Genomic DNA, 22,138 nt, shown 5'->3' on the forward strand with positions numbered 1-22,138 from the left:
ATGGACGTCATCTCGATCATCCGCACCAAACGCGACGGCGGGGCGCTCAGCGACGCCCAGATCGACTGGGTGGTGGCGGCCTACACCGCCGGCGACGTCGCCGACGAGCAGATGTCGGCGCTCGCCATGGCCATCCTGCTCAACGGCATGGAACGGCGCGAGATCGCCCGCTGGACGGCGGCGATGATCGCCTCCGGAGAGCGGATGGACTTCTCCGCGCTGCCGCTGCCCACCGCGGACAAGCACTCCACGGGCGGGGTCGGCGACAAGATCACCCTGCCGCTGGCGCCCCTGGTCGCCGCCTGCGGTGCGGCCGTTCCCCAGCTCTCCGGCCGGGGGCTTGGGCACACCGGCGGCACGCTGGACAAGCTGGAGTCGATCCCCGGCTGGCGGGCCAGCCTGGACAACGCCGAACTCCTTCGTGTCCTGGACGAGGCGGGCGCCGTGATCTGCGCGGCCGGCGCCGGTCTTGCCCCGGCGGACCGGAAGCTCTACGCGCTGCGCGATGTCACGGGGACCGTGGAGTCGCTGCCGTTGATCGCCTCCTCGATCATGTCCAAGAAGATCGCGGAGGGCACCGACTCGCTGGTGCTGGACGTCAAGGTCGGCTCGGGCGCCTTCATGAAGACGCTGCCGGATGCCAGGGCCCTGGCCGAGACCATGGTCGGGCTCGGCACCGACCACGGAGTGCGGACGGTTGCCCTGCTCACCGACATGTCGACGCCGTTGGGCCGCACCGCGGGCAACGCCCTGGAGGTGCGCGAGTCCGTCGAGGTACTGGCCGGCGGGGGCCCCGCGGACGTCGTGGCGCTGACCCTGGCGTTGGCCAGGGAGATGCTGGACGCGGCCGGACTTCCGGACGCCGATCCGGAGCGGGCGCTGGCCGACGGCTCGGCGATGGACCGCTGGCGGCGGATGATCAGCGCCCAGGGCGGTGACCCCGACGCGCCGCTGCCGGTGGCCAGGGAACAGCACGTGGTCCGGGCGCCGGCCACCGGCGTGCTGGCCACCCTGGACGCCTACGCCGTGGGGTTGGCCGCCTGGCGGCTGGGCGCCGGGCGGGCCCGCAAGGAGGAGAGCGTGCAGGCGGGCGCGGGCGTGGAGATGCATGCCAAGCCCGGCGACGCGGTGACCGAGGGGGAGCCGCTGCTGACGCTGCACACCGACACCCCGGAGCGGTTCGACGCCGCGCTTGAGGCGCTGGCCGGCGAGGCGATCCGGGTGGCCTCGCCCGAGGAGGCGCACACCGTCACCCCACCGTCCACCGTGCTGGACCGCATCGCCTGACCGCGGGTCGACCGCCCGTCGGTCGCGCTTGTCTCTCGCCGGCCGGCGAGAGACAAGCGCGACCACCGCGCCGAGCAGCACGGCCGCAACCCACCGGAGGACGGCGAGGAGTCGGGGTCCGATGCCGTGTCGGACGTCGTGCCGGGTGTCGTGCCGCGTGGGGTGGGAGGCGTTGGGGCGCCGGCCGGGGCGCCCGCTCAGGTGCTGAAGAAGAAGCATGCGCACTACGGTGCCGGTGGGGGACGACCCGTGTCGTCCAGCCACGGTCGACAATGTAGCTCTCCGTTATCTAGCTGGGGTTGTACAACCAGAGTTTGATGACGCTCCGTGTTCAATCGCTTACGATGCGAGGCATGTTCGCCTTCTCGTCCGGACCGCTGTCCGGACCCCCCGTCCTCTCCCCGCCTCTTCCCGGGCGTGTGCCCCCGGGTGCCTGGGCGCCCCTGGTCTGGTGTCTCGCGGCCCTCGTGCCCGTTCTGGCGTACGCGGTGCTGCCGGCACGGCACACCCCTTCGGACGGCTGTCCGTGGGGCGGCTTGGCGCCGTGGCCAGTGGACATCCCGCTCGTCCTCGCGTCCGCCCTGGTGTCGGCGGGGAGGGCGCTGTTGCGCGGCTCCGGATTAGCTCCCGTGCCCTGTGCGGCGCTGACCGACGTGATCGCCTGGCTCTTGAGCAACTCGGCGGCCCGGACGCGGGCGCACGCCGGGGAGCCGCCCACCGAGGCCGAGACCGAGGCCGTGACCGCGAAACGCCTGAGCGTCGCCCGCGAGACGCACGGCACCATCGCCCACGGCATCGGGGTGGTCGCCGTGCGGGCCGGCGCGGCGGCCCGGGTGGTCGCGTCCCGACCGGCCGGTGCCCGGGAGCCGATGCTCACGGCGGAGTGGGTGGGGCGGGAGACGTCCGCAGGTCCTCGCCGAACGCTCGGCGCGTTGCGGGAGGCCGATCGGGCGCCGGCCGCCATCGCGGCGGAGCGGTCGCCGGGGCGGGCTCTGGACGGGCTGCCCGAAGGCCTGGCGGATGTGCCCCGATCGGTCGAGACGGTCTCGGCCGTCGAAGTCCGGGCGGAGGTGTGCTGCCGTGGGCGCCGCCGGCCACGGCCGGTCGAGACGGAGCTGGCCGCCTTCCGCGTCGGCCAGGAGTCGGTGACCAACGTTGTCCGGCGCGCGGACGCCGACTGCGGCGAGAGTCATATCGACTCCGGCGAGGCCGAGTTGGCCATCGAGATCCGCGACCGGGGGCAGGGTTCGGCCGGTGGTGCGGTGAGCGGGTACGGCCTGGCCGGGATGGCGGAGCGCGTCCCCCTGCTCCGGGACGGGTTGGCGGGGCCGCGCCCCGAGAGAGGCGTTCCGGTCGCGGCGCGGCTGCCGGTCCCGGTGGCGGCCGCCGTCGGCCGCGCGGCGGAGCCCGCGGGCGGTGCCGGATGACCATCAGGCTGCTGCTCGTCGATGACCAGCCGCTGATCCGCGCCGCGCTGCGGACGGTCATCGCCGGGGTGCCGGATGTCGAGGTGGTGGGCGAGGCCGGCGACGGCGCCGAGGCGGTCCGGCTGACGGCGGAGCTGGCTCCGGACGTGGTCCTGATGGACCTCAGGATGCCCGTCATGGACGGCATCGAGGCCATCCGGCAGATCGCCGGCGCGGGGGCCGCCCGGGTCCTGGTGTTCACCACTTTCGATGACGACGACTACGTCTCCGGCGCGCTGCGGGCCGGGGCCGCTGGTTACCTCGTCAAGGACATGCCGTTGGACGACATCCTGGCCGCGGTGCGGGTCGTGGCTTCCGGGGACGCGCAGTTGGCGCCGGGGATCGCCCGTCGGCTGATCAGGATGTTCGCGGACCGTCCCCCGGTGCCGGTGGCCCGGCGAGCGGGCCCCGACGGCATCACCGACCGCGAGCGTGAGGTGCTGACCCTGGTGGGGCGGGGCCTGTCCAACACGGAGATCGCCGAGCAGCTCCGGATCAGCGTGGCCACGACGAAGACCTACCTGACCCGGCTGCTCGCCAAGCTCAACGCCCGGGACCGGGTTCGCCTGGTGATCCTCGCCTATGAGACGGGCCTGGTGTCGCTGTCCCGCTGAGGAGGCCGGGGTGAGAAGGATGTTCGGTGACAGGGGGACCTCGTGTTCGCCCGGCGCGCGCCGGCGGGTGTGTGTTTGCCGGATCGTCGCCCGAGCGCCGTCCGTAATGTCGGATTTCTTGCCATGATCGTCTGCTGTGGCTAGTACCCTTTGTGGTGGCGTTGACGGAACGAGACGGCGGGAGGTGACGCTGCGATGCGCAGTGAACCTCCCGGTCATCCATCGCGCCACGCCCCCTCGTCCAGGTAGCGAGTCCGCCTGGGGCGTTGGGCGTGTGCGCACGCACCGGATGTCCGTGCCCGTCTCTCGTTCCCAGGGGGTTCCCCCGTCATGACGCACCTTCCCATGCTGCTCGACGAGCACGATCTGGCCGGCGCTCTGGAGTGGTTGGAGACCCAGCCGCCGTACGCCATCGCGGACGAGATCGCCCGGATGGACGCCGTGCAGTCCGTCGTCACCTTCCGCCTGCTGGACAAGGACCGGGCGCTGGAGGTCTTCGAAGAGCTGGAGCCCGTGGACCAGCAGGAGATCCTGGAGGGCCTGCGGGACCAGGCCTTCCGCGACCTGGTCGAGCACATGGACCCGGACGACCGGGCGCGGATGCTCAAGGAGGCCCCGGCCAAGGTCGCCAAGCGCGTGCTCGCCGGGCTCAGTGCCCACGAGCGCCAGATGACGGCCGCCCTGCTGGGCTACCCGGAGGGCTCGGTCGGCCGTTTCATGACCCCCGAGACCGTCGCCCTGCAACAGGAGTTGACGGTCGGCCAGGCCCTGGAGGTGGTGCGACGCCGGGGTGGCAGCGCGGAGACCATCTACACGCTGCCCGTGGTGGACCGCAGCCGGCGGCTGACGGGCATCGTGGAGCTGCGTGAGCTGGTGTTGAGCGAGCCAGGCGCGATGGTGCGGGACCTGGTGGTGACGGCCCCGCCGATGGCCAGGGCCACCGAGCCGGCCGAGGACGCGGCCCGGCTGATGCGCGAGACCAACGTCCTCGACCTGCCGGTCGTGGACAGCGAGGACCGGCTGGTCGGCCTGCTCACCAGCGATGACGCCTTCGAGGTGATCGAGGCGGCGGACACCGAGGACGTCGCCCGGCAGGCCGGGTCCGAGCCGCTGGAGCGGCACTACATGTCCGCCAGCGTCTTCCGGCTCTCCCGCATCCGGATGTTGTGGCTGATGTTGCTGCTGGTCGCCGCGACGCTCACCGTCTCGGTCACCCAGATGTACGAGGGCGTGCTGGAGGAGGTCACCCAACTCGCGCTCTTCGTGCCGCTGTTGATCGGCACCGGTGGCAACGCGGGGGCCCAGGCCGCGACGGCGGCGGTACGCGCGCTGGCGGTCGGCGAGGTCCGCACCTCCGACCTGCTGCGGGTGATCTGGCGGGAGTGCCGGACCGGGCTGCTGCTGGGCGCGATGCTGGCGGTGGTCGGGTTCCTGGTCGGCAGTCTCTTCGTCGGCTGGGACGTGGCGGCGGTGGTGGCGCTCACCCTCATCGTGATCTGCGCCTGGGCCTCCACGGTGGGTGGCATGATGCCGCTGCTGGCCAAGAAGCTGCGGATCGACCCGGCGGTGGTCTCCGCGCCGATGGTCACCACGCTCGTGGACGCCACGGGCCTGGTGATCTACTTCAGCACGGCCAAGCTGGTGCTTGGCATCTGAGCGGGCCGAGGGCGGCGAGCGGGAGCACGATGACGAGGACTCTGTTGACCGGCGGTGCGGTGTTCGAGCCCGCCTCCGGGCGGGTGGAACAGGCCGAGGTGCTGCTCCAGGGCGACCGGATCCTGGCCGTGGGCACCGGACTTGACGGCGACACGGCGGTGGACTGCGCCGGCGGGCTGCTGCTGCCCGGTTTCCTCGACTGCCATGTCCACCTCTGTCTCGGGGCCTCCCTGGGGCAGCCGGGGGACCGGCCGCGCTCCACCCGCCCGCTGTCGGCGGTGCCGGCGCTGCGGACCCTGCTGGCGCAGGGCATCACCACCGTCCGCGATGCCTGGGGTGCGGACGCCGGGCTGCCGTTGGCGCTGGCCAGGGGCTGGTTCGAGGGGCCCGACGTGCTGGTCTCGCTGCGTCAGGTGTGCACTACCGGCGGCCTCGGCGACCACTGGTCGGCGCGGTACGGCCCGGTGGACGGCTTCGGCGACCCGGGGCTGCCGGACCCGGTCTTCGACGGGCCCGACCAGGCGCGCGCGGTGGTCCGCCGGATGGTCCGGGCCGGCGCCGACTGGATCAAGGTGACGGCCACCGGCTCCCTGACGCTGGGGCGCGGGGTGCATGACGTGCAGTTGACCGAGGCCGAGATGACCGCGCTGGTGGACGAGGCGGCCCGGCAGGGCGGTCGGGGAGTGATGGTGCACGCCCACGGGGCGCGGGCCGCGGAGCTGGCCGCGCGCGCCGGGGCGCGCAGTGTCGAGCACGGCACGTTCCTCGACGAGGCGGCCGTCGCGGCCATGGCCGCGTCCGGTACCTGGCTGGTGCCCACCCTCTCCACTTCCCACGGCGGCGAGGCGAGCCCGCACGCGGCCGATCACCGGCGGGCCGTGCGGCTGGCCCATGCCGCCGGGGTGCCCATCGCCATGGGCACCGACGCCCCGGAGCGGCCGTACGCCGAGGCCCTGCGCGAGATCCACTATCTGGCCGAAGCCGGCCTGGGCCCGGCCGGCGCGCTGCGCGCGGCCACGCTGGACGCCGCCCGGCTGCTCGGTCTCGCCGCGGACCGGGGCGAGATCGCCCCCGGCAAGCGCGCCGACCTGGTGCTGCTGGCCGGTGCCGAGTTGGCGACGGACGCCCTGGCGGACCGCGTTCGCGCGGTCTGGCACCACGGCCGCCGGGTGGTCGGCCCCGCGACGCCGGAGGTGGCGCGGCCCGTCTTCTGACCTGGGCCCGTCCGGGCGGGGCGGCGGCAGACCCGGCAGCGAGCCCGGCGGACCGGGCGGCGCGCCCGGCGGAGCGGTGGCGAGAGCCCGGCGGACCGGGCGGCGCGGATCACGCGGGGGAAGACCAGGCGGCGCGGTCCACCCGGGGGCGGAACCGCGCGGCGTCCACCCGAGAGGGAGACCGGGTGGCGGGGGCGTCGGGGCGGCGCCCTTCGGGCGGCTCGCCGCCCCGGGGAAGCGGGGAAGCGGGAACGGGTGGCGGGGGCGGCCCCGACCGCCGTCCCCGCCACCCGCCCGGTCTCGGGCCCGGCCGGCCGGTCAGGCCGCCAGGCGGGGCGCCAGCTCGGACGCGGCACCGGACGCGGCACCGGCCCTGGCGCCCGCCGGAACGCCGGCCCCGGTGCTCGCCACGGCGGTGCTCGCCACGGCACCCGAGGCGGCGCCGGACGCGGCACCGGCCGGGATGTCGGCCCTGGCACCCGCAGGGGTGCCGGACCGGGCGCCGGGGTCGGCGTCCCGCGTGGCACCGGCCGGAGCGCCGGCCGTGGCCCTGGCCCGGGCCGTGGCGTAGAGCGTGATCGCCGCCGTCGCCACGAGGGCGACCAGGGCGAACGAGACCAGTCCGGCCCAGCCGGCCCGGTGGTAGACGGCGGCACCCGCCGTGCCGCCCAGGCTGGCGCCCAGGTAGTAGGCGACCTGGTAGAGCGCCGAGGCGTGGGCCTTGCCATGGGTGGCCACCCGGCTCACCGAGCCGGAGGCGACGGCGTGGCCGAAGAAGAAGCCGCCGGTGATCAGCACCAGCCCGGCCAGGACGGCCGCCAGCGAGGTGGTCAGCGTCAGCAGCAGCCCGGCCACCGTGGCACCGATCGCCACATAGAGCGCGCCGCGCCGTCCCAGCCGGTCGAGCAGCGGCCCGGAGACCGCCGAGGAGACGGTGCCCACCAGGTAGATCACGAAGACGGAGCCGGCCAGCCCGGCCGAGAGGCCGAACGGCTCGGCGACCAGCCGGAAGCCGATCACCGTGTAGACCGCGCTGAACGCGGCCATCAGCAGCAGCCCGATCGCGTACAGCCGCAGCAGCAGCGGGCGCCGCAGGTGGCCGCCGACCGAGGCCAGCACCCGTCGGGGCCGCAGCGAGGCCGGTGTGAAGAACCGCGGCTTCGGCAGCACCAGCCGGAAGACCAGCGAGGCCACCACGGCCAGCCCGGCCACCGCGGCCAGCGCCGCGCGCCAGCCGGCGCCCTCGGCGACCCAGCCGGTGAGCACCCGGCCGGACATCCCGCCGACGCTGTTGCCGGCGATGAACAGGCCGATCGCGCCGACCGTCGCCCTGGCGGCCAGTTCTTCCGACAGATAGGCCACGGCCGAGGCCGGGATGCCGGCGATCGCCGCGCCCTGGAGGGCGCGCAGCACGATCAGGCTGGTCAGGTCGGGTGCGAACGGCATGAGCAGGGCCAGCGCGGTGGCCACGGCCACCGAGACGGTCATCAGCCGCGCCCGGCCGAAGCGCTCGGAGAGGGTGGACAGCGGCAGGACCGCGAGGGCCAGCCCGATGGTGGTCGCCGAGACGGTCCAGCTGGCCTGGTCGGGCGAGACCGCGAAGGCGGTGGCGATGTCGGGCAGCAGCGCCTGGGTGGAGAACAGCATCGCGAAGGTCGCCATGCCGATGGCGAAGAGCGCCAGGTTGATCCGTCGGCGGTGTGGGTGAACGAACGGCGGAGCGGGGGCTCCCACGGTGGCGGGAGCCCTGGTATCGAGGCTGGGCATGGTTCGAACGTACGGCGGCCCTTTTATTACGTCCAATGCGTCAAGGTGCCAGTATTGATGCGTCTCGGTATGAGTGCAGGCTAAGGGGTGCCATGTCATCGTTCCGCAACGGAGAAGATACTTCGGCAACAGCGGTCGCCGCGTCCCCGCCGCCGGGGGCGGCGCCCGGCGCTCCGGCCGAGGCTCCGGTGACCGAGGCCGCCGAGCTGGCGTGGGACGCGCCGGCGGTGCTGCTGGCGCCCCGGCTGGCACAGTTCGCCGGAGTGGCGCGGCACGAGCACATCACCCAGGCCGCCCGGGAGTTGGGCGTTCCCCAACCGACGCTCAGCCGCTCGGTGGCCCGGCTGGAGGCCGACCTGGGCGTGGCACTGCTGGCCCGGCACGGCCGCACCGTCTCGCTCACCCCGGTCGGCCGCACCTTCGCCCGCGCCGTGGAACGGGCCCTGGCGGAGGTCGGCCGGGCCGCCGAGGCCGCCCGGGCCGACGCCGACCCGGCGGCCGGCAAGGTGGCCTTCGGCTTCCTGCACACCATGGGGCCGGAGACCATGCCGACCCTCATCAGGGAGTTCCGGGAGACCCACCCGCGGGTCAGGTTCGCGCTGGTGCAGAGCTACGGCGAGGACATGATCGAACGGATGCGGGCCGGTGAGCTGGACCTCTGCCTGACCTCGCCGGTGCCGGACGCGCCCGACCTGGTCACCCGCCGGCTGGACGAGCAGCGGCTCTATCTGGTGGTGCCGGCCGACCACCGGTTGGCCGGCCGCCGCCGGGTCCGGCTGGCGGAGACGGCCGAGGAGTCCTTCGTCACCCTGGAGCCCGGCTACGGGCTGCGCCGGCTGACGGACGCGCTCTGCGAACAGGCCGGCTTCCGGCCCCGGATCGCGTTCGAGGGGGAGGAGCCGGAGACTCTGCGCGGCCTGGTCGCGGCGGGGCTCGGGGTGGCGCTGCTGCCGCCGCCGACGCTGCCCCGCCCGGGCGTCCACGAGCTGACGGTCACCGCGCCGCGCGCGGTCCGGGAGATCGGGGTGGCCTGGATGGCCGGCCGCCCCGAGACCGCGCCGGTGACCGCCTTCCGCCGATTCCTGCTGGGCCGCCGAGGCCATCTGACCCCGGGGTGAGTCACCCGGTGCGCCCCGGCCCGACGCGCCTCGCCGCACGGTCGCTCCCGCCGACGAGACCACTGACCGCCGGCCGGCACCGCCCTCCGGTACGGGGGGACTGTCGTGATCTACCGTCGCCCGTTTCCGATGGCACCCGATCGTTCGGCGACCATCCGCGCTCCTCAGCCGCGTATCGGCGCCGGGGCGCGTCGCCCTCGGCCAGCCGCCCAGACCGGACGTGTGCTCACGTGGTCCCGGTCACCGCCTGCCCACGATCACCGGCGAAGTCGAGAACGGTACGCGCCCGGGGGCATGCCTCTGGCACGTCGGAAGGCTCGGCTGAAAGCGTGCGGAGAGGCGTAGCCGACCGCGCCGGAGATCGACTCGACCGGCTCGTCGGTGTCGCGGAGCCGGACGGACGCCAGGTCCATGCGCCACTGTGTCACGTACGCGCCCGGCGTCTGTCCGAGGGCGGACCGGAAGTGCCTGGACAGCGTCGTCCGGGAGACGGCCGTCGCGGCCGCCAGGGACGCGGTGGTCCAGGGGTGTTCCGGTCGGGCGTGGACACATGCCAGGGCGTCGCGCACGACCGGATCACGCATCGCGCCCAGCCAGGAGCCGGATCGCGTCTCCGGGTGGCGGGTCAGCCAGACGCGTACGAACTGGACGAGCAGCAGGTCGATGATGCTGTTGACGGCGGCGGTGGTGCCGATCTGCGGCTGCGCGAGCTCCGCAGTGAGGAGCTCGACGGTCTTTCTGAGCTGTGCGTTCTCCCGGCTCGTGACGTGCATCGGCCGGACGAGGGAGGTGAGTACCGGCGTGCTCACCTCCGGGTCCTGCTCGTAGCGCAGGACGAGCACCTCCGTCTGCGCCGGTGCCGAGCCCAGGTGCAGGGCGCTGCCGTCGGTGAGGGCCTGGACCGTCGCCTTCCGGTCACAGGGACCCAACGTGGTACGGGACGCGCCGGCTATCCCGTGGGCGGTGCCCGGCGCCAACAGGACGGCGTCTCCCGCCCGCACCTCCAGGGGCTTCTCGCCCGGGACGTGGAGCCACATCGTGCCGCGGGACACCACGTGGAGCGCGGCTCTCGGACGGGCATCGAGCGACAGGCCCCAGGTTCCTCCCGCCTTCAGCACGACCCCGAGCGCCCCCCGCGCACCCGACACCCGCAAGGCTTCCGCGAGTACGTCCATCGTTCCATTCTCGTCGACGGGCGTCAGACCACGTCAAGAACGATCTTTCCGTGCACCTTCCGCGCGAACAGCGCCCGGACCGCGTCGTCCACGTCCTGCCAGCCGCCCCGCAGTCCGACCGGTGCCGACAGCCTGCCGGCGGCCATGAGGCCCAGCAGGTCCGTCAGATCCCCGCTGGTCGGCGTCATGTCTCCGTAGGTGGCGATGGTGCGGGGCTCGCCGAAGCCGAACAGGACCCCTGACGGGAACGTGGTGTCCTGCCCCGAGGAGTAACCGACCAGGTGGATGGTGCCGCCCTCGGCGAGGGAACTCCACGCCTGGGCCGTCAGCGGCCCGCCGACCGTGTCCAGGACGAGGTCGAACCGGCGCTCGGTCTCGGCCAGGTCGGTCAGGACCACGTCGGCCCCGAGTTCGCGGAGTCCGGCGGCCCGGTCCGGCGAACCCACGAGTGCCGTCACCCGGGCGCCCGCCAGCGCCGCCAACTGGACGGCGAAGTGTCCCACGCCGCCGCTGGCTCCGGTGACCAGGACATCGCGCGCCAGCACGGAACGCTTGCGCAGCACCCGCAGCGCGGTGACCCCGGCGATCCCCAGCGCGGCACCGTCGGCCAGATCCACGCCCTCGGGGACGGTGCCGAGCGAGGCGGGGCTGACCGCCACCCGCTCCGCCCACGCGTGGGCGGACATCCCCAGCGCGACGCGCGTCCCCTCGGGCGGCCCCGAGCCGTCGGACGCGGCGCGCACCACGACGCCGGCCGCGTCGTGACCGTGCACCGCGCCGGCCGGCCACTGGTGCGCGTAGTTCAGCTCGCCGAAGTTGAGACCGATGTGCCGTATCTCGACCAACGCCTCGCCGCTGGACGGCACGGGCTCATCGACGTCGGCGAACCGGACGGGTCCGGCCTCGCCGTGATCGACCACAAGGGCGCGCATGGGCGTGTTTCCTTCTCTCGTGAATGCGCCTGAACACTCGGCGCGGCAACGGACGGAGTGCGCGAAACGCCGCACTGCCGTCTCCTCGAAACCCTACGCAGGACCAGCACGGCGACCAGTCCCGTGCGAACCGATCAGTTGACGATCTGTGTCAGTGCGGCTCACGCGCGGCGTCGAGCGCCGCACGTGTCCGTGGACGACGCTGTGCGGGCGCGGGCACGCTGGCACGGCGGCGGGGCACAGCTCCCCGCGACGCGGCCGACGGCTGCCGAAAATGTCGGAACCGGGGACATCTACGCGCGTAGGGAGTAGAGTTGAGGAGTGACCACCCACAGCAGCGTGCCGAGTGAAGAGCAGATCAGGCGGGCGCCCAAGGTGCTCCTGCACGACCATCTGGACGGTGGGCTGCGCCCGGCCACCGTCGCCGAGCTGGCCGGGGAGCAGGGCTACGACCAGCTGCCGACGCGGGATCCGGCCGAGCTGGGCGCGTGGTTCGTGGCGGCGGCCGACTCCGGTTCACTGGAGCGGTATCTGGAGACGTTCGCGCACACCACCGCCGTGATGCAGAGCGCCGACGCGCTGAGCCGGGTGGCCGCCGAGTGTGTCGAGGACCTGGCCGCCGACGGCGTGGTCTACGCCGAGGTCCGGTACGCGCCCGAGCAGCACCTCACCGCCGGCCTCACGCTGACCGAGGTGGTGGAGGCGGTCAACGCGGGCTTCCGGGAGGGGGAGCGCCGGGCCGCCGCGGTGGGCCGGCGCATCCGGGTCGGCGCGCTGCTGACCGCGATGCGGCACGCGGCGCGTTCCCTGGAGATCGCCGAACTGGCCAACGCGCACCGCGAGTCGGGCGTGGTGGGCTTCGACATCGCGGGCGCCGAGGCCGGCTTCCCGCCCACCCGGCACCTGGACGCCTTCGAGTTCCTCAAGCGGGAGAACAACCACTTCACCATCCACGCCGGCGAGGCGTTCGGCCTGCCGTCCATCTGGCAGGCGCTCCAGTGGTGCGGGGCGGACCGGTTGGGGCACGGGGTGCGGATCATCGACGACATCGAGGTGGCCGAGGACGGCTCGGTGACGCTGGGGCGGCTGGCCGCCTACGTGCGGGACAAGCGTGTCCCGCTGGAGCTGTGCCCGACATCCAACCTGCAGACCGGTGCGGTCAGTTCGTACGCCGAGCATCCGATCGGGCTGCTGCGCCGGCTGCGGTTCCGGGCGACCGTCAACACCGACAACCGGTTGATGAGCGACACCAGTCTCAGTCGTGAATTCACCCATCTGGTACAGGCATTCGGCTACACGCTGGACGACCTTCAGTGGTTCACGGTCAATGCGATGAAATCCGCATTCATTCCTTTCGATGAACGTCTGGCCATGATCAATGACGTGATCAAGCCCGGATATGCCGCGCTGCGCTCCGCATGGCTGTTCCATGAAGGTGCGCAAGCACCGCTCTGAGCAGGGCTTTTGGTGAACTCGGGGGCGGGCGTCGAGATATCGCGCGCTCCGCCGTCCGGGGGAGTTTCGGGCGACGGCACACTTTTCGATTCATTGCCACAGTGGGTTTCCCCTGGCTACCTTCGGGCTCGCCGCTCTCAACACACCCAAGGAAGTCCTACTGATGAAGCACGCAACCGCCAAGACGCTCGGTGTGGCCGCCCTCGGTGCCGCCTTCGCCGCGACCGCCGCCGGTTCCGCCTCCGCCATGAGCCTCAACGAGGGCCTGGCGACCGCCACGGGCCAGGTCGCCAGCTCGATCCCGGTCGAGGACACCGTGAACCAGGTGGCCGGTGGGAACGTCGAGGGCGTCGGCAGCGAGGTGCTGCGGTCCACCCCCACCAACGGCGCGCTGACCAGCGCGACCGAGACCCTGACGCACACCACCGGCGCGGTCGACGCCCAGAACCTGCTGGGTGGCCTGGCCCCCGGTGCCCTCGGCACCGTGGAGAACCTCGGCGGCGTCTCCGGTGTCGCCGGCTCGGTGACCGGCGCGCTGGGCGCGCTGAGCTGACTCGGCGCTCCCCGCTTCCGGGGCCGCCGAACCGCCGCTGAGCGGCGGTTCCCAGGGCCGCACTTCCCCCGCCACCCCCGGGAAGTGCGGCCCTTGGTGCTGCCAGCGGCCGGGCCGGCGGCGGCCAGCTCGGGGCGTTCCGCGGGGGTCCGGCCGGCCGGCGCGGTCAGGTGCGCGCCGGCCAGCGGTGGACGGTGGGGCGGCGTTCCACGGCGCGGTGGCCGGGGCAGGGCGGCGGCGCTGCCGGGTGCCCGCCGCCCGCCCGGCTCACGGTCTGCGGGCCGGGTCCGGTCCCCGACCCGGGGCCGGCGCCCGGCCCCCGACCCGGCTCCGGCGCCCGCACCCCGTCCCGCGGTTGGTGCCGCGGTCCGCCCAACGCCTGCTCCCGGCCCGGCGTCGGCCGCCGGCCCCGCCGCTGGTCAGCGGTCGGCGCGGGCGCCGGCGCCGGGTCCGGCGGCGCGTCCGCCGCCCAGCCCCGCGGCGACACCAGGGCGTACCGCCGCAGCGGCCCGTAGGCCACCTGGTGCGCCAGCGCCACGCCCAGCGTGTTGAGCAGCACCGAGTCGATGTCGCTGACCCGGCTGGGCGCCAAGGTCTGCGCGGCCTCCAGACCGAGCGAGAGCGTCGCGCCGAGGAAGACCGTGTGGCTCAGCGACAGCAGTCGGCCCCCGCCGAGGCGCGCGCCGAGCAGGGGGAGCAACACCCCGAGCGGCGCCAGCCTGACCAGCCCGGCGACCACCGTGCGGCCGGCCTCCACGGGCCCCCTGGCCAGGTCGGCGCGCAGGGTGGCCAGCGGTTCCAGGTTGGCGGGCGAGACCCACAACAGGGTGAGCGGACGCAGCGCCAGCCAGCAGACCAGCAGCAGATAACCGAGGAGCAACACCCCGGCGCAGGCCCTGAGCCGTCCGGGGACGCGAGGAGTGGGCCCGTCCGGCTCCGCGCGCCTGGCGGCGGAACGACCGGTCGGGCGGCTACCGGCGGGGGGCGTTGGCTCGGCTGAGCCCGCAGGATGGTGCCGCACGCAGATCAGGACGCCCATCCGGGCGCGGTCGGTTCCCCGTCCGCACTGTGAGCTGGACCCCAGGACGCGGCCGGTCCCACCGGTCAGCCGAGACTGCGGGCGCCCTCCGGGCTGCGCATCGCGGCGCTGCACGAGTAGGTCCTGGGCTTCTCGGCCCCCGGCCCCGGCGGCCCGCCGAGGGTCACCGTCTGACCGCCGGCGCCCAGCGCCTCGCTGTTGGCGAAGGTGCAGATGATCTGGGTGAGCGCGAGCCCCGGCAGGTCGTTGGGACGCTGGCTGAGCCGCACCACCTGCTCCTGGTCGCCCGGCTCCTGACGGGTGACCGCCAGGTCGTCGGGGACGTCGCTGGAGAAGCCGGCGGTCTTCTCGCCCTGGGCCGGGTCGGTCTGCAACTCGGCCAGCAGGGCCGCGGCGATGCCGGACGGGTCCTCGTCCTGGGTCAGCGGCGCGTGCAGGGGTCGGGAGACCGACTCAACCCGCTGCCCGCAGACCAGGAAGACAGCGGCGTGTTCCTCGTCGCCGGCGGGCACGTCGCAGGACGCCCTGGTGGGCGCCGGGCCGGCGTCCACCGGGACGTCGGTCGGCCGGATGCCGCAGGCGGTGGTGGCCGCCGTCGCCAGCAGGAGCCAGGGCAGGGCCACCCGCCGCCGTCTCCCGTGCCCGCCACTCACCGACGGTCCTCCTCAGCCGTGCCGATGTCCGGGTTCTCGCGCCCGGCCTCCTCGTCGCCCCCGACGACCCCCCAGCGTCGGCCGTCCCGGGCGGCCGCGTCAAACCCGGCCGTGCCGGGCCGCGCCGGGCCCGGTTCGGCGGGCGCGTGCTTGCCGAGCGGGGCGGTCAACGCGGCCGGGTCCTGGGGCGGGCGGCTGACCGGGACCCGCCCCGCGGACGCGGCCGGCTCGGTGCCGCCGTCCGGGTCGTCCGCGCCGTCCTCCGCCAGCCCCGGGTCGTGCGGCAGCCGCAGGGTGAACACCGCGCCGCCGGTCGGGTCGTTGTGGACGGTGATGTCGCCGCCGTGCAGGTGGGCGTTCTCCAGGGCGATGGAGAGGCCGAGGCCGCTGCCGTCCGAGCGGGGGCGGGAGGCGCTGGCCTTGTAGAAGCGGTCGAAGACGTGTGGCAGCACGTCCTCAGGTATGCCGGGCCCCTCGTCGGCCACCTCCACGGTGACCAGCCGGCCCCGCTCGGTGGCGCTCTCCCGGACGGTGACCCGGACCGGGGAGCCGCCGTGCTTGAGCGCGTTGCCGATCAGGTTGGCCAGGATGACGTCCAGCCGGCGGGGGTCGAGCCGGGCGGTGATGGAGCGGTCCGCGTCCAGGTGCACCGCGTCGAGCCAGGCCCGCGCGTCGATGCAGGCGGTCACCTGGTCGGCTATGTTCACGTCGTCCAGCACCATCTTGGCGGTGCCGGCGTCGAACCTGGTGACCTCCATCAGGTTCTCCACCAGGTCGTTGAGCCGCCTGGTCTCGCTGACCACCAGCTGGACGGCGGGCGCGATCCGCGGATCGAGCGTCTCCACCTCGTCCTCCAGCAGCTCCGTCATCGCGGTGATCGCGGTCATCGGGGTGCGCAGCTCGTGCGACATGTCCGCGACGAAGCGGCGGCTGGCGGTCTCCCGCTCGCTCAGGTCCTCGACCTGCGCCTCCAGCGAGGCGGCCGCGTCGTTGAAGGTCCTGGTCAGCTCGGCCAGCTCGTCGGCGCCGCGCTCCTCAAGCCGGGTGTCGAGCTTGCCCTCGCCGAGCCGTCTGGCCGCGTTGCTCAGCCGCTGCACCGGCCGCAGCACCATCGTCGCCGCGCCCTGGGCCAGCAGCACCGAGCCGATCACCGCCAGCGCGGTGGCCACGCCCAGCGACATGGCCAGCGAGTTGAGGTCGTCCCGCTCGGGCGCCAGCGAGGCCAGCAGGTAGCCGGTGGGGCCGCCGCCGATGACCTGGGCGCCGCCGATCAGGTAGGGGTCGCCGTCGAGCGTGACGCGCTGCCAGTAGAGGTGGTAGGCGCTCTCCTCCGGCTCGCCCTCCCGGCGGTCCTGGACGGCGTCCCGCAGCGAGTCGGGCACCATCTCGCCGCGGAAGACCGTGGGATCGGACTCGGCCCGGCAGTCCTCGGCGGCCAGCCTGGCGTCCTCCAGCACCACGTGGTAGTCGAAGGTGCGGTTGGCGACCTCGGCGGCCATGGTCCGCAGGGTGTCGCAGCTGGGCCGGTCCGGCAGGGCCCCGGCGCGTTCGCCGAGGGACTGGGTGAAGTCGCTGAGCGCCGACTCCTGGGCCCGGGTGAGCACCGCGTCGCGGTTGAGCCAGTAGGCGATCCCGGAGACCGAGACGGCGGCCACCAGCGCGACCAGCGCGAAGACCGTGACCAGCCGCAGTCGCAGGCTGGTGAGCCGCAGCAGGGTGTGCGCCCAGCCGCGTATCCGCCCGCGCAGACGTCCCCCGGAAGTCCCCCGTGACAGCCGCTTCATCACCCGCGCTCCGCGCTCGACGTCATCAGGGCGCGTCCAGCCGGTACCCGACGCCGCGCACGGTGCGGATCAGCTTGGGCGAGGACGGCACGTCCTCCACCTTGGCGCGCAGCCGCTGCACACACGCGTCGACCAGCCGGGAGTCGCCCAGGTAGTCGTGCTCCCAGACCAGCCGCAGCAGCTGCTGCCGGGAGAGCGCCTGTCCCGGGCGGCGGCTCAGCTCCAGCAGCAGGCGCAGCTCGGTCGGGGTCAACTGGAGGTCCACGCCATCCCGGGTGACGGTCATCGCCGAGCGGTCGATGACCAGCGCGCCGAAGGTCACCGAGTCGTTGGACTCCCGCTCGCCGCGCCGCATCACCGCGCGGATCCGGGCGTCCAGCACGCGTCCCTGCACGGGCTTCACCACGTAGTCGTCCGCCCCGGACTCCAGGCCGACCACCACGTCGATGTCGTCACTGCGCGCGGTGAGCAGGATGATCGGCAGCTGATCGGTGCGCCGGATGCGACGGCACACCTCGAAGCCGTCGATGCCCGGCAGCATGACGTCGAGCACGATCAGGTCCGGGCGCTGCTCCCGCAGGGACCTGAGGCCGTCCTCACCCGTGGGCGCGGTCACCACCCGGTGTCCCTGGCGGGTCAGGCTCATCTCCAGAGCCGTGCGTACCGCCTCGTCGTCCTCGATCAGCAACAGGAAAGCCACACGGCTCATTGTGGCCCATGATGCGTCCTGAGTTCGACCGTCCGTCGTTGAGGTCTGGCCCACAGGAACGGGCCACGTTCCCCAGCTGGTTGAACGCTCAACTCCGCTGGTGCGCGGGCGACTCCTGGGCCGTGCCGAGGGGCCTGTTGGCGCTGTGACACCGCTGTGACAGTTGGGGGACCCCGTCATGAAACTGGCCCGGCAAGGTATTCCGCAACGGACAGGGACGACCTTCACGATGGGGGAAGCGGATGAGCGTCACGTACCACACCACCAGCCCGGCGGTGTCTGACACGCACGCCACCGCCTCGATGGTTCCCGTCCGGCAGGGGGAGAAGTCCGGTGTCGCGCATCGGCATGGGGGTCGTCGCGGCATCGGACACCAGCGTCCTTCGCATCTCAGCGCGGTGGGCGTCCAGGGTGGGTGTGCGGGGAGCGCGCGGCGCGAGGGGGCCACGGAGGCGGAGTTCACCGCCTACGTGCGGGAGCGCCGCGCCTCCCTGTACGCCACCGCCTACCACCTCACCGGCGACCGCTTCGAGGCCGAGGACCTGCTCCAGAGCGCGTTGCTCTCCACCTACCGGGCCTGGGACCGGATCAGCGACAAGGCAGCCGTCGGTGGCTACCTGCGCCGGACCATGACCAACCTGCACATCAGCGCCTGGCGGCGCCGGAAGCTGAACGAGTACCCGACCGAGGAGCTGCCGGAGGCGCCGGGCGAGCAGGACACCATGCGCGGCACCGAGCTGCGCACGGTGCTCTGGCAGGCGCTGGCCCGGCTGCCCGAGCAGCAGCGCACCATGCTGGTGCTCCGCTACTACGAGGGCCAGACCGACCCGGAGATCGCGGCGACGCTCAACATCAGCGTCGGCACGGTCAAGAGCAGCATCTGGCGCACCCTGCGCCGGCTGCGCGAGGACCGGGCGCTCAGCCTCGGCCGGGACGAGGAGGAGTCCTTCGGCGAGCTGGTCGCCTGACGGCGGGCAAGACACGAGGCTTCACCGGCCGACCAACGGGGGAACAAGCCGGTGAATACGGGGGATACGGGGGGATAACGGGGGAACCCGGGGATACCCGGAAACCAGGGGGACAACGGGGGAAACGGGGGAGCGTGGGGCGTCGGGGGCGCCCCAACGGGGGCGCGGGGGCGTGGAGTTCGGTCGGCCGGGGGGTCTGGCCGGGCTCCACGCCCCCGCTTTCGTGCGGGCGCCGCCGACGCGGGGGCGCCGGCGGCGTCAGACGCCGGTCGGATGCCAGACCGTCTTGGTCTCCAGGAAGCCGAGCAGCCGGCCGGTGCCCGGGTCGGCCGCGAAGTCCTCGGCCGGCGCCGGCCGGCGCACCCGCTTGAGGTTCTCCGCCGCCAGCACCTCCAACTCGGTGGCCAACCCGGCGTCCGCGCCGGTCAGGTCGATGGCGTTCACGTCCTGGTGCGCGGCCAGCGGGCGGGCCAGCTCGTCGGTGCGGCCACTGAGGATGTTGACCACACCGGCCGGCACGTCCGAGGTGGCCAGCACCTCGGCCAGGGTCAGCGCCGGCAGTGGCGCCCGCTCGGCCGCCACCACCACCGCCGTGTTGCCCGTGGTCAGCACCGGAGCCAGCACCGAGACCAGGCCCAGCAGCGCGGAGTCGGCCGGCGCCAGCACCGCGACCACCCCGGTCGGCTCGGGGGTGGAGAGGTTGAAGTAGGGGCCGGCCACCGGGTTGGCGCCGCCGGCGATCTGGGCCACCTTGTCCGACCAGCCGGCGTACCAGACGAGCCGGTCGACGGCCGCGTCCACCACGCGGTCCGCCTTCGCCTGGGACAGCCCCTCGGCCGCCGCCACCTCGCTCCGGAACTGGGCCCGGCGGTCGTGCAGCAGCTCGGCCACCCGGTAGAGCACCTGCCCCCGGTTGTAGGCGGTGGCGCCCGACCAGCGGGGGAACGCCTTGCGGGCCGCGACCACCGCGTCCCTGGCGTCCTTCCGCGAGGCCAGCGGGGCGTTGGCCCGCCAGCTGCCCCTGCTGTTCGTCACCTCGTACACCCGCCCGCTCTCGGACCGGGGGAACGCGCCCCCCACGAACAGCTTGTAGGTCTTGCGGACCGCCAGTGGCTCAGACATCGAGGTACGCCTCCAGACCGTGACGGCCACCCTCGCGACCGTAGCCCGACTCCTGGTACCCGCCGAACGGCGAGGTCGGGTCGAACTTGTTGAACGTGTTGGACCAGACGATGCCGGCCCGCAGCCGGCTGGCCAGCCACAGGCTGCGCGAGCCCTTCTCCGTCCAGATGCCGGCGGACAGGCCGTACGGCGTGTTGTTCGCCTTCTCCACCGCCTCCTGGGGGGTGCGGAAGGTCAGCACGGAGAGCACCGGGCCGAAGATCTCCTCCCGCGCGATCCGGTGCGCCTGGGTCACCCCGGTGAACAGCGTCGGCGCGAACCAGTAGCCGGTGGACGGCAGTTCACAGGACGGCGCCCAGCGCTCCGCGCCCTCGGCCTCGCCCGCCTCCGCCAGCGCGGTGATCCGGGCCAGCTGCTCGGCCGAGTTGATCGCGCCGATGTCGGTGTTCTTGTCCAGGGGGTCACCGACCCGCAGGGTGCTCATCCGGGCCTTGAGCGCCGCCAGCACCTCGTCGGCCACCGACTCCTGCACCAGCAGCCGGGAGCCCGCGCAGCAGACGTGCCCCTGGTTGAAGAAGATGCCCTGCACGATGCCCTCGACCGCCTGGTCGAGCGCCGCGTCCTCGAAGACCAGGTGCGCCGCCTTGCCGCCCAGCTCCAGGGTGACCCGCTTGTCGCTGCCGGCCACCGTGCGGGCGATGGCCTTGCCCACCTCGGTCGAGCCGGTGAACGCGACCTTGTCGACGCCCGGGTGCGCCACCAGCGCGGCGCCGGTCGCGCCGTCCCCGGTGAGGATGTTCAACACCCCGGGCGGCAGCTCGGCCTGCTGGCAGATCCGCGCGAAGAGCAGCGCGGTCAGCGGGGTGGTCTCGGCCGGCTTCAGGACCATGGTGTTGCCGGTGGCCAGCGCGGGCGCGACCTTCCAGGCCAGCATCAGCAGCGGGAAGTTCCACGGGATCACGCCCGCCGTCACGCCCACCGGCCGCGGCGCCGGGCCGAAACCGGCGTGCTCCAGCTTGTCCGCCCAGCCCGCGTAGTAGAAGAAGTGCGCGGCGACCAGCGGCAGGTCCACGTCCCGGGACTCCCGGATCGGCTTGCCGTTGTCCAACGTCTCCAGCACCGCCAGCTCGCGGGACCGCTCCTGGATCAACCTGGCGATCCGGAACAGGTACTTGGCGCGTTCGGCGCCGGGCAGCGCGGACCAGCCGGCGAACGCCTCGCGGGCGGAGCGGACCGCCGCGTCCACGTCGTCGGCGCCCGCGTTGGCGACCTCGGAGAGCACCTCCTCGCTGGCCGGGGAGACCGTCTTGAAGACCGTCTCGTCGGCCGCCGCCCGGAACCTCCCGTCGATGAACAGCCCGTGGGAGGGCGGGATGTCCACGATCGCCCGGGACTCGGGCGCCGGCGCGTAGTCGAAGGTCATCGCTGCTCAGTCCACCGTCACGTAGTCGGGGCCCGAGTACCGGCCGGTACCGAGCTTCTGGCGTTGCATCAACAGGTCGTTCAGCAGGCTGGAGGCGCCGAACCTGAACCACCGCGGGGACAGCCAGTCGGGCCCGGCCGTCTCGTTCACCAGGACCAGGAACTTCAGCGCGTCCTTGGCCGTGCGGATGCCGCCGGCCGGCTTCACGCCGATCTGCCGGCCGGTGGCGGCGCGGAAGTCGCGGACCGCCTGGAGCATCAACAGCGTGTTGGCCGGGGTGGCGTTCACCCCGACCTTGCCGGTCGAGGTCTTGATGAAGTCGGCGCCGGCCAGCATCGCCAGCCAGGAGGCGCGGCGGATGTTGTCGTAGGTGGCCAGCTCGCCGTTCTCCAGGATCACCTTCAGGTGCGCCTGCTCGCCGCAGGCTTCGCGGACCGCGAGGATCTCCTCGTAGACCGAGAGGTAGCGGCCGGCGAGGAAGGCGCCCCGGTCGATCACCATGTCCACCTCGTCGGCGCCGGCGGCCACCGCCTCGGCGGTGTCGGCCAGCTTCACCGAGCGGGCCGCCCGGCCGGCGGGGAAGGCCGTGGCCACCGAGGCCACCGCGATGCCGCTGCCGGCCAGCGCCTCCCTGGCGACGGCCACCAGGTCGGAGTAGACGCAGATCGCCGCGACCGACGGGGTCTCCCGGTCGGTCGGGTCGGGATGGCGGCCCTTGGCGCACAGCGCCCGCACCTTGCCCGGGGTGTCGGCGCCCTCCAGGGTGGTCAGGTCGATCATCGAGATGGCCAGGTCCAGGGCGTACGCCTTGGTCGTGGTCTTGATCGAGCGCGTGCCCAGGGCGGCGGCGCGGGACTCCAGGCCGACCGCGTCGACCCCGGGGAGCCCGTGCAGGAAGCGGCGCAGCGCCGCGTCGGACGCGGTGACGTCCGCCAGGGCCGGCGCGGCGGTGGGGGCCGGCGAAGCCGTCGAAGCCGTCGAGGCCAATGAAGACATGGTCACCAGATGAGCATATCTACGCGCGTAGTGACATGTCATCCCCGGCGGCCGAATCCGGCCACCGCCACCGGGCGTTGTGCCGCGCCGCCGGCCGCCCGGCGCCGTGCTCCGTGGCGTGCGGCCAGGCATGCGGCTCGGGCGGGTGGCCGGCCCGACGGTGTGCGGCCGGGCGGCCGGTGGGGCCGGTGAGCCGGCCGGGGCCGG

Annotated in this window: 19 protein-coding genes; 9 read left to right on the top strand and 10 right to left on the bottom strand. The window is 73.6% G+C overall.

Annotation, left to right across the window (positions count from 1 at the left end; genetic code table 11):
- The 5 genes from RM844_RS03215 to RM844_RS03235 all read left to right on the top strand — a co-directional run bounded on the left by RM844_RS03215 (position 1) and on the right by RM844_RS03235 (position 6,237).
- Positions 1-1,287 carry a thymidine phosphorylase gene (locus RM844_RS03215; RefSeq protein WP_311664498.1) on the top strand — a complete coding sequence of 429 codons (1,287 nt, stop codon included), beginning with the start codon at positions 1-3 and terminating at the stop codon, positions 1,285-1,287.
- Positions 1,288-1,754: 467 nt separating this feature from the next.
- Positions 1,755-2,714, top strand: coding sequence for a sensor histidine kinase (locus tag RM844_RS03220; RefSeq protein ID WP_311664500.1), 960 nt, complete (start codon positions 1,755-1,757; stop codon positions 2,712-2,714).
- A complete protein-coding gene (locus RM844_RS03225; RefSeq protein WP_311664502.1) occupies positions 2,711-3,367 on the top strand; it encodes a response regulator transcription factor in 657 nt (218 codons plus the stop codon). The genes RM844_RS03220 and RM844_RS03225 overlap by 4 nt, the downstream gene beginning before the upstream one ends.
- A gap of 330 nt (positions 3,368-3,697) precedes the next feature.
- Positions 3,698-5,023, top strand: a complete 1,326-nt coding sequence (mgtE, locus tag RM844_RS03230) for a magnesium transporter (protein WP_311664504.1) — start codon at positions 3,698-3,700, stop codon at positions 5,021-5,023.
- A 29-nt stretch (positions 5,024-5,052) separates the two neighbouring features.
- Positions 5,053-6,237 (top strand): amidohydrolase family protein, encoded by a 1,185-nt coding sequence (locus RM844_RS03235; RefSeq protein WP_311664506.1) that lies wholly within the window; start codon positions 5,053-5,055, stop codon positions 6,235-6,237.
- Positions 6,238-6,555: 318 nt separating this feature from the next.
- Here the strand turns inward: RM844_RS03235 and RM844_RS03240 are convergent, their stop codons facing one another.
- Complete coding sequence (locus RM844_RS03240; protein WP_394814410.1) at positions 6,556-8,004, bottom strand: MFS transporter; 1,449 nt, start codon at positions 8,002-8,004, stop codon at positions 6,556-6,558.
- Between the two features lie 35 nt (positions 8,005-8,039).
- On the opposite strand from RM844_RS03240, the gene RM844_RS03245 reads away from it, so the two are divergent.
- The gene (locus RM844_RS03245; RefSeq protein ID WP_394814411.1) at positions 8,040-9,122 is read left to right on the top strand and encodes a LysR family transcriptional regulator; all 1,083 of its coding nucleotides are present in this window, start codon (positions 8,040-8,042) and stop codon (positions 9,120-9,122) included.
- Between the two features lie 257 nt (positions 9,123-9,379).
- Here the strand turns inward: RM844_RS03245 and RM844_RS03250 are convergent, their stop codons facing one another.
- Both RM844_RS03250 and RM844_RS03255 read right to left on the bottom strand, forming a co-directional pair.
- Positions 9,380-10,297: an AraC family transcriptional regulator gene (locus RM844_RS03250; protein ID WP_311664510.1), complete on the bottom strand. Its 918-nt coding sequence runs from the start codon at positions 10,295-10,297 to the stop codon at positions 9,380-9,382.
- Between the two features lie 23 nt (positions 10,298-10,320).
- The gene (locus tag RM844_RS03255; protein ID WP_311664512.1) at positions 10,321-11,229 is read right to left on the bottom strand and encodes a zinc-binding dehydrogenase; all 909 of its coding nucleotides are present in this window, start codon (positions 11,227-11,229) and stop codon (positions 10,321-10,323) included.
- A gap of 321 nt (positions 11,230-11,550) precedes the next feature.
- Here RM844_RS03255 and RM844_RS03260 point away from each other — a divergent pair, with 321 nt between their 5' ends.
- A complete protein-coding gene (locus RM844_RS03260; RefSeq protein ID WP_311664514.1) occupies positions 11,551-12,684 on the top strand; it encodes an adenosine deaminase in 1,134 nt (377 codons plus the stop codon).
- 163 nt (positions 12,685-12,847) lie between these two features.
- The gene (locus RM844_RS03265) at positions 12,848-13,237 is read left to right on the top strand and encodes a hypothetical protein (RefSeq protein WP_311664516.1); all 390 of its coding nucleotides are present in this window, start codon (positions 12,848-12,850) and stop codon (positions 13,235-13,237) included.
- Between the two features lie 166 nt (positions 13,238-13,403).
- Here RM844_RS03265 and RM844_RS03270 read toward each other — a convergent pair whose 3' ends face one another.
- The 4 genes from RM844_RS03270 to RM844_RS03285 all read right to left on the bottom strand — a co-directional run bounded on the left by RM844_RS03270 (position 13,404) and on the right by RM844_RS03285 (position 17,413).
- Positions 13,404-14,120: a VanZ family protein gene (locus RM844_RS03270; protein ID WP_311664518.1), complete on the bottom strand. Its 717-nt coding sequence runs from the start codon at positions 14,118-14,120 to the stop codon at positions 13,404-13,406.
- 221 nt (positions 14,121-14,341) lie between these two features.
- Positions 14,342-14,929: a hypothetical protein gene (locus RM844_RS03275; protein ID WP_311664520.1), complete on the bottom strand. Its 588-nt coding sequence runs from the start codon at positions 14,927-14,929 to the stop codon at positions 14,342-14,344.
- On the bottom strand, positions 14,926-16,713 hold the full coding sequence (locus tag RM844_RS03280; RefSeq protein WP_311664522.1) for a HAMP domain-containing sensor histidine kinase: 1,788 nt from the start codon (positions 16,711-16,713) through the stop codon (positions 14,926-14,928). The genes RM844_RS03275 and RM844_RS03280 overlap by 4 nt, the downstream gene beginning before the upstream one ends.
- A 25-nt stretch (positions 16,714-16,738) precedes the next feature.
- Positions 16,739-17,413 carry a response regulator transcription factor gene (locus RM844_RS03285; protein ID WP_311665290.1) on the bottom strand — a complete coding sequence of 225 codons (675 nt, stop codon included), beginning with the start codon at positions 17,411-17,413 and terminating at the stop codon, positions 16,739-16,741.
- Between the two features lie 251 nt (positions 17,414-17,664).
- Here RM844_RS03285 and RM844_RS03290 point away from each other — a divergent pair, with 251 nt between their 5' ends.
- On the top strand, positions 17,665-18,390 hold the full coding sequence (locus RM844_RS03290; protein ID WP_311664523.1) for a SigE family RNA polymerase sigma factor: 726 nt from the start codon (positions 17,665-17,667) through the stop codon (positions 18,388-18,390).
- Positions 18,391-18,648: 258 nt separating this feature from the next.
- On the opposite strand, the gene RM844_RS03295 is transcribed toward RM844_RS03290, so the two are convergent.
- From RM844_RS03295 to deoC, 3 genes are read right to left on the bottom strand one after another with little or no spacing between them, the layout of a single operon-like run.
- On the bottom strand, positions 18,649-19,512 hold the full coding sequence (locus RM844_RS03295; RefSeq protein ID WP_311664525.1) for an aldehyde dehydrogenase family protein: 864 nt from the start codon (positions 19,510-19,512) through the stop codon (positions 18,649-18,651).
- Positions 19,505-20,935 (bottom strand): aldehyde dehydrogenase family protein, encoded by a 1,431-nt coding sequence (locus tag RM844_RS03300; protein WP_311664527.1) that lies wholly within the window; start codon positions 20,933-20,935, stop codon positions 19,505-19,507. The genes RM844_RS03295 and RM844_RS03300 overlap by 8 nt, the downstream gene beginning before the upstream one ends.
- Positions 20,936-20,941: 6 nt before the next feature.
- Positions 20,942-21,931: a deoxyribose-phosphate aldolase gene (gene deoC, locus RM844_RS03305; protein ID WP_311665292.1), complete on the bottom strand. Its 990-nt coding sequence runs from the start codon at positions 21,929-21,931 to the stop codon at positions 20,942-20,944.
- Positions 21,932-22,138: the final 207 nt, after the last annotated feature.

Source organism: Streptomyces chisholmiae (assembly GCF_031845445.1).
GTDB lineage: Bacteria > Actinomycetota > Actinomycetes > Streptomycetales > Streptomycetaceae > Streptomyces > Streptomyces chisholmiae.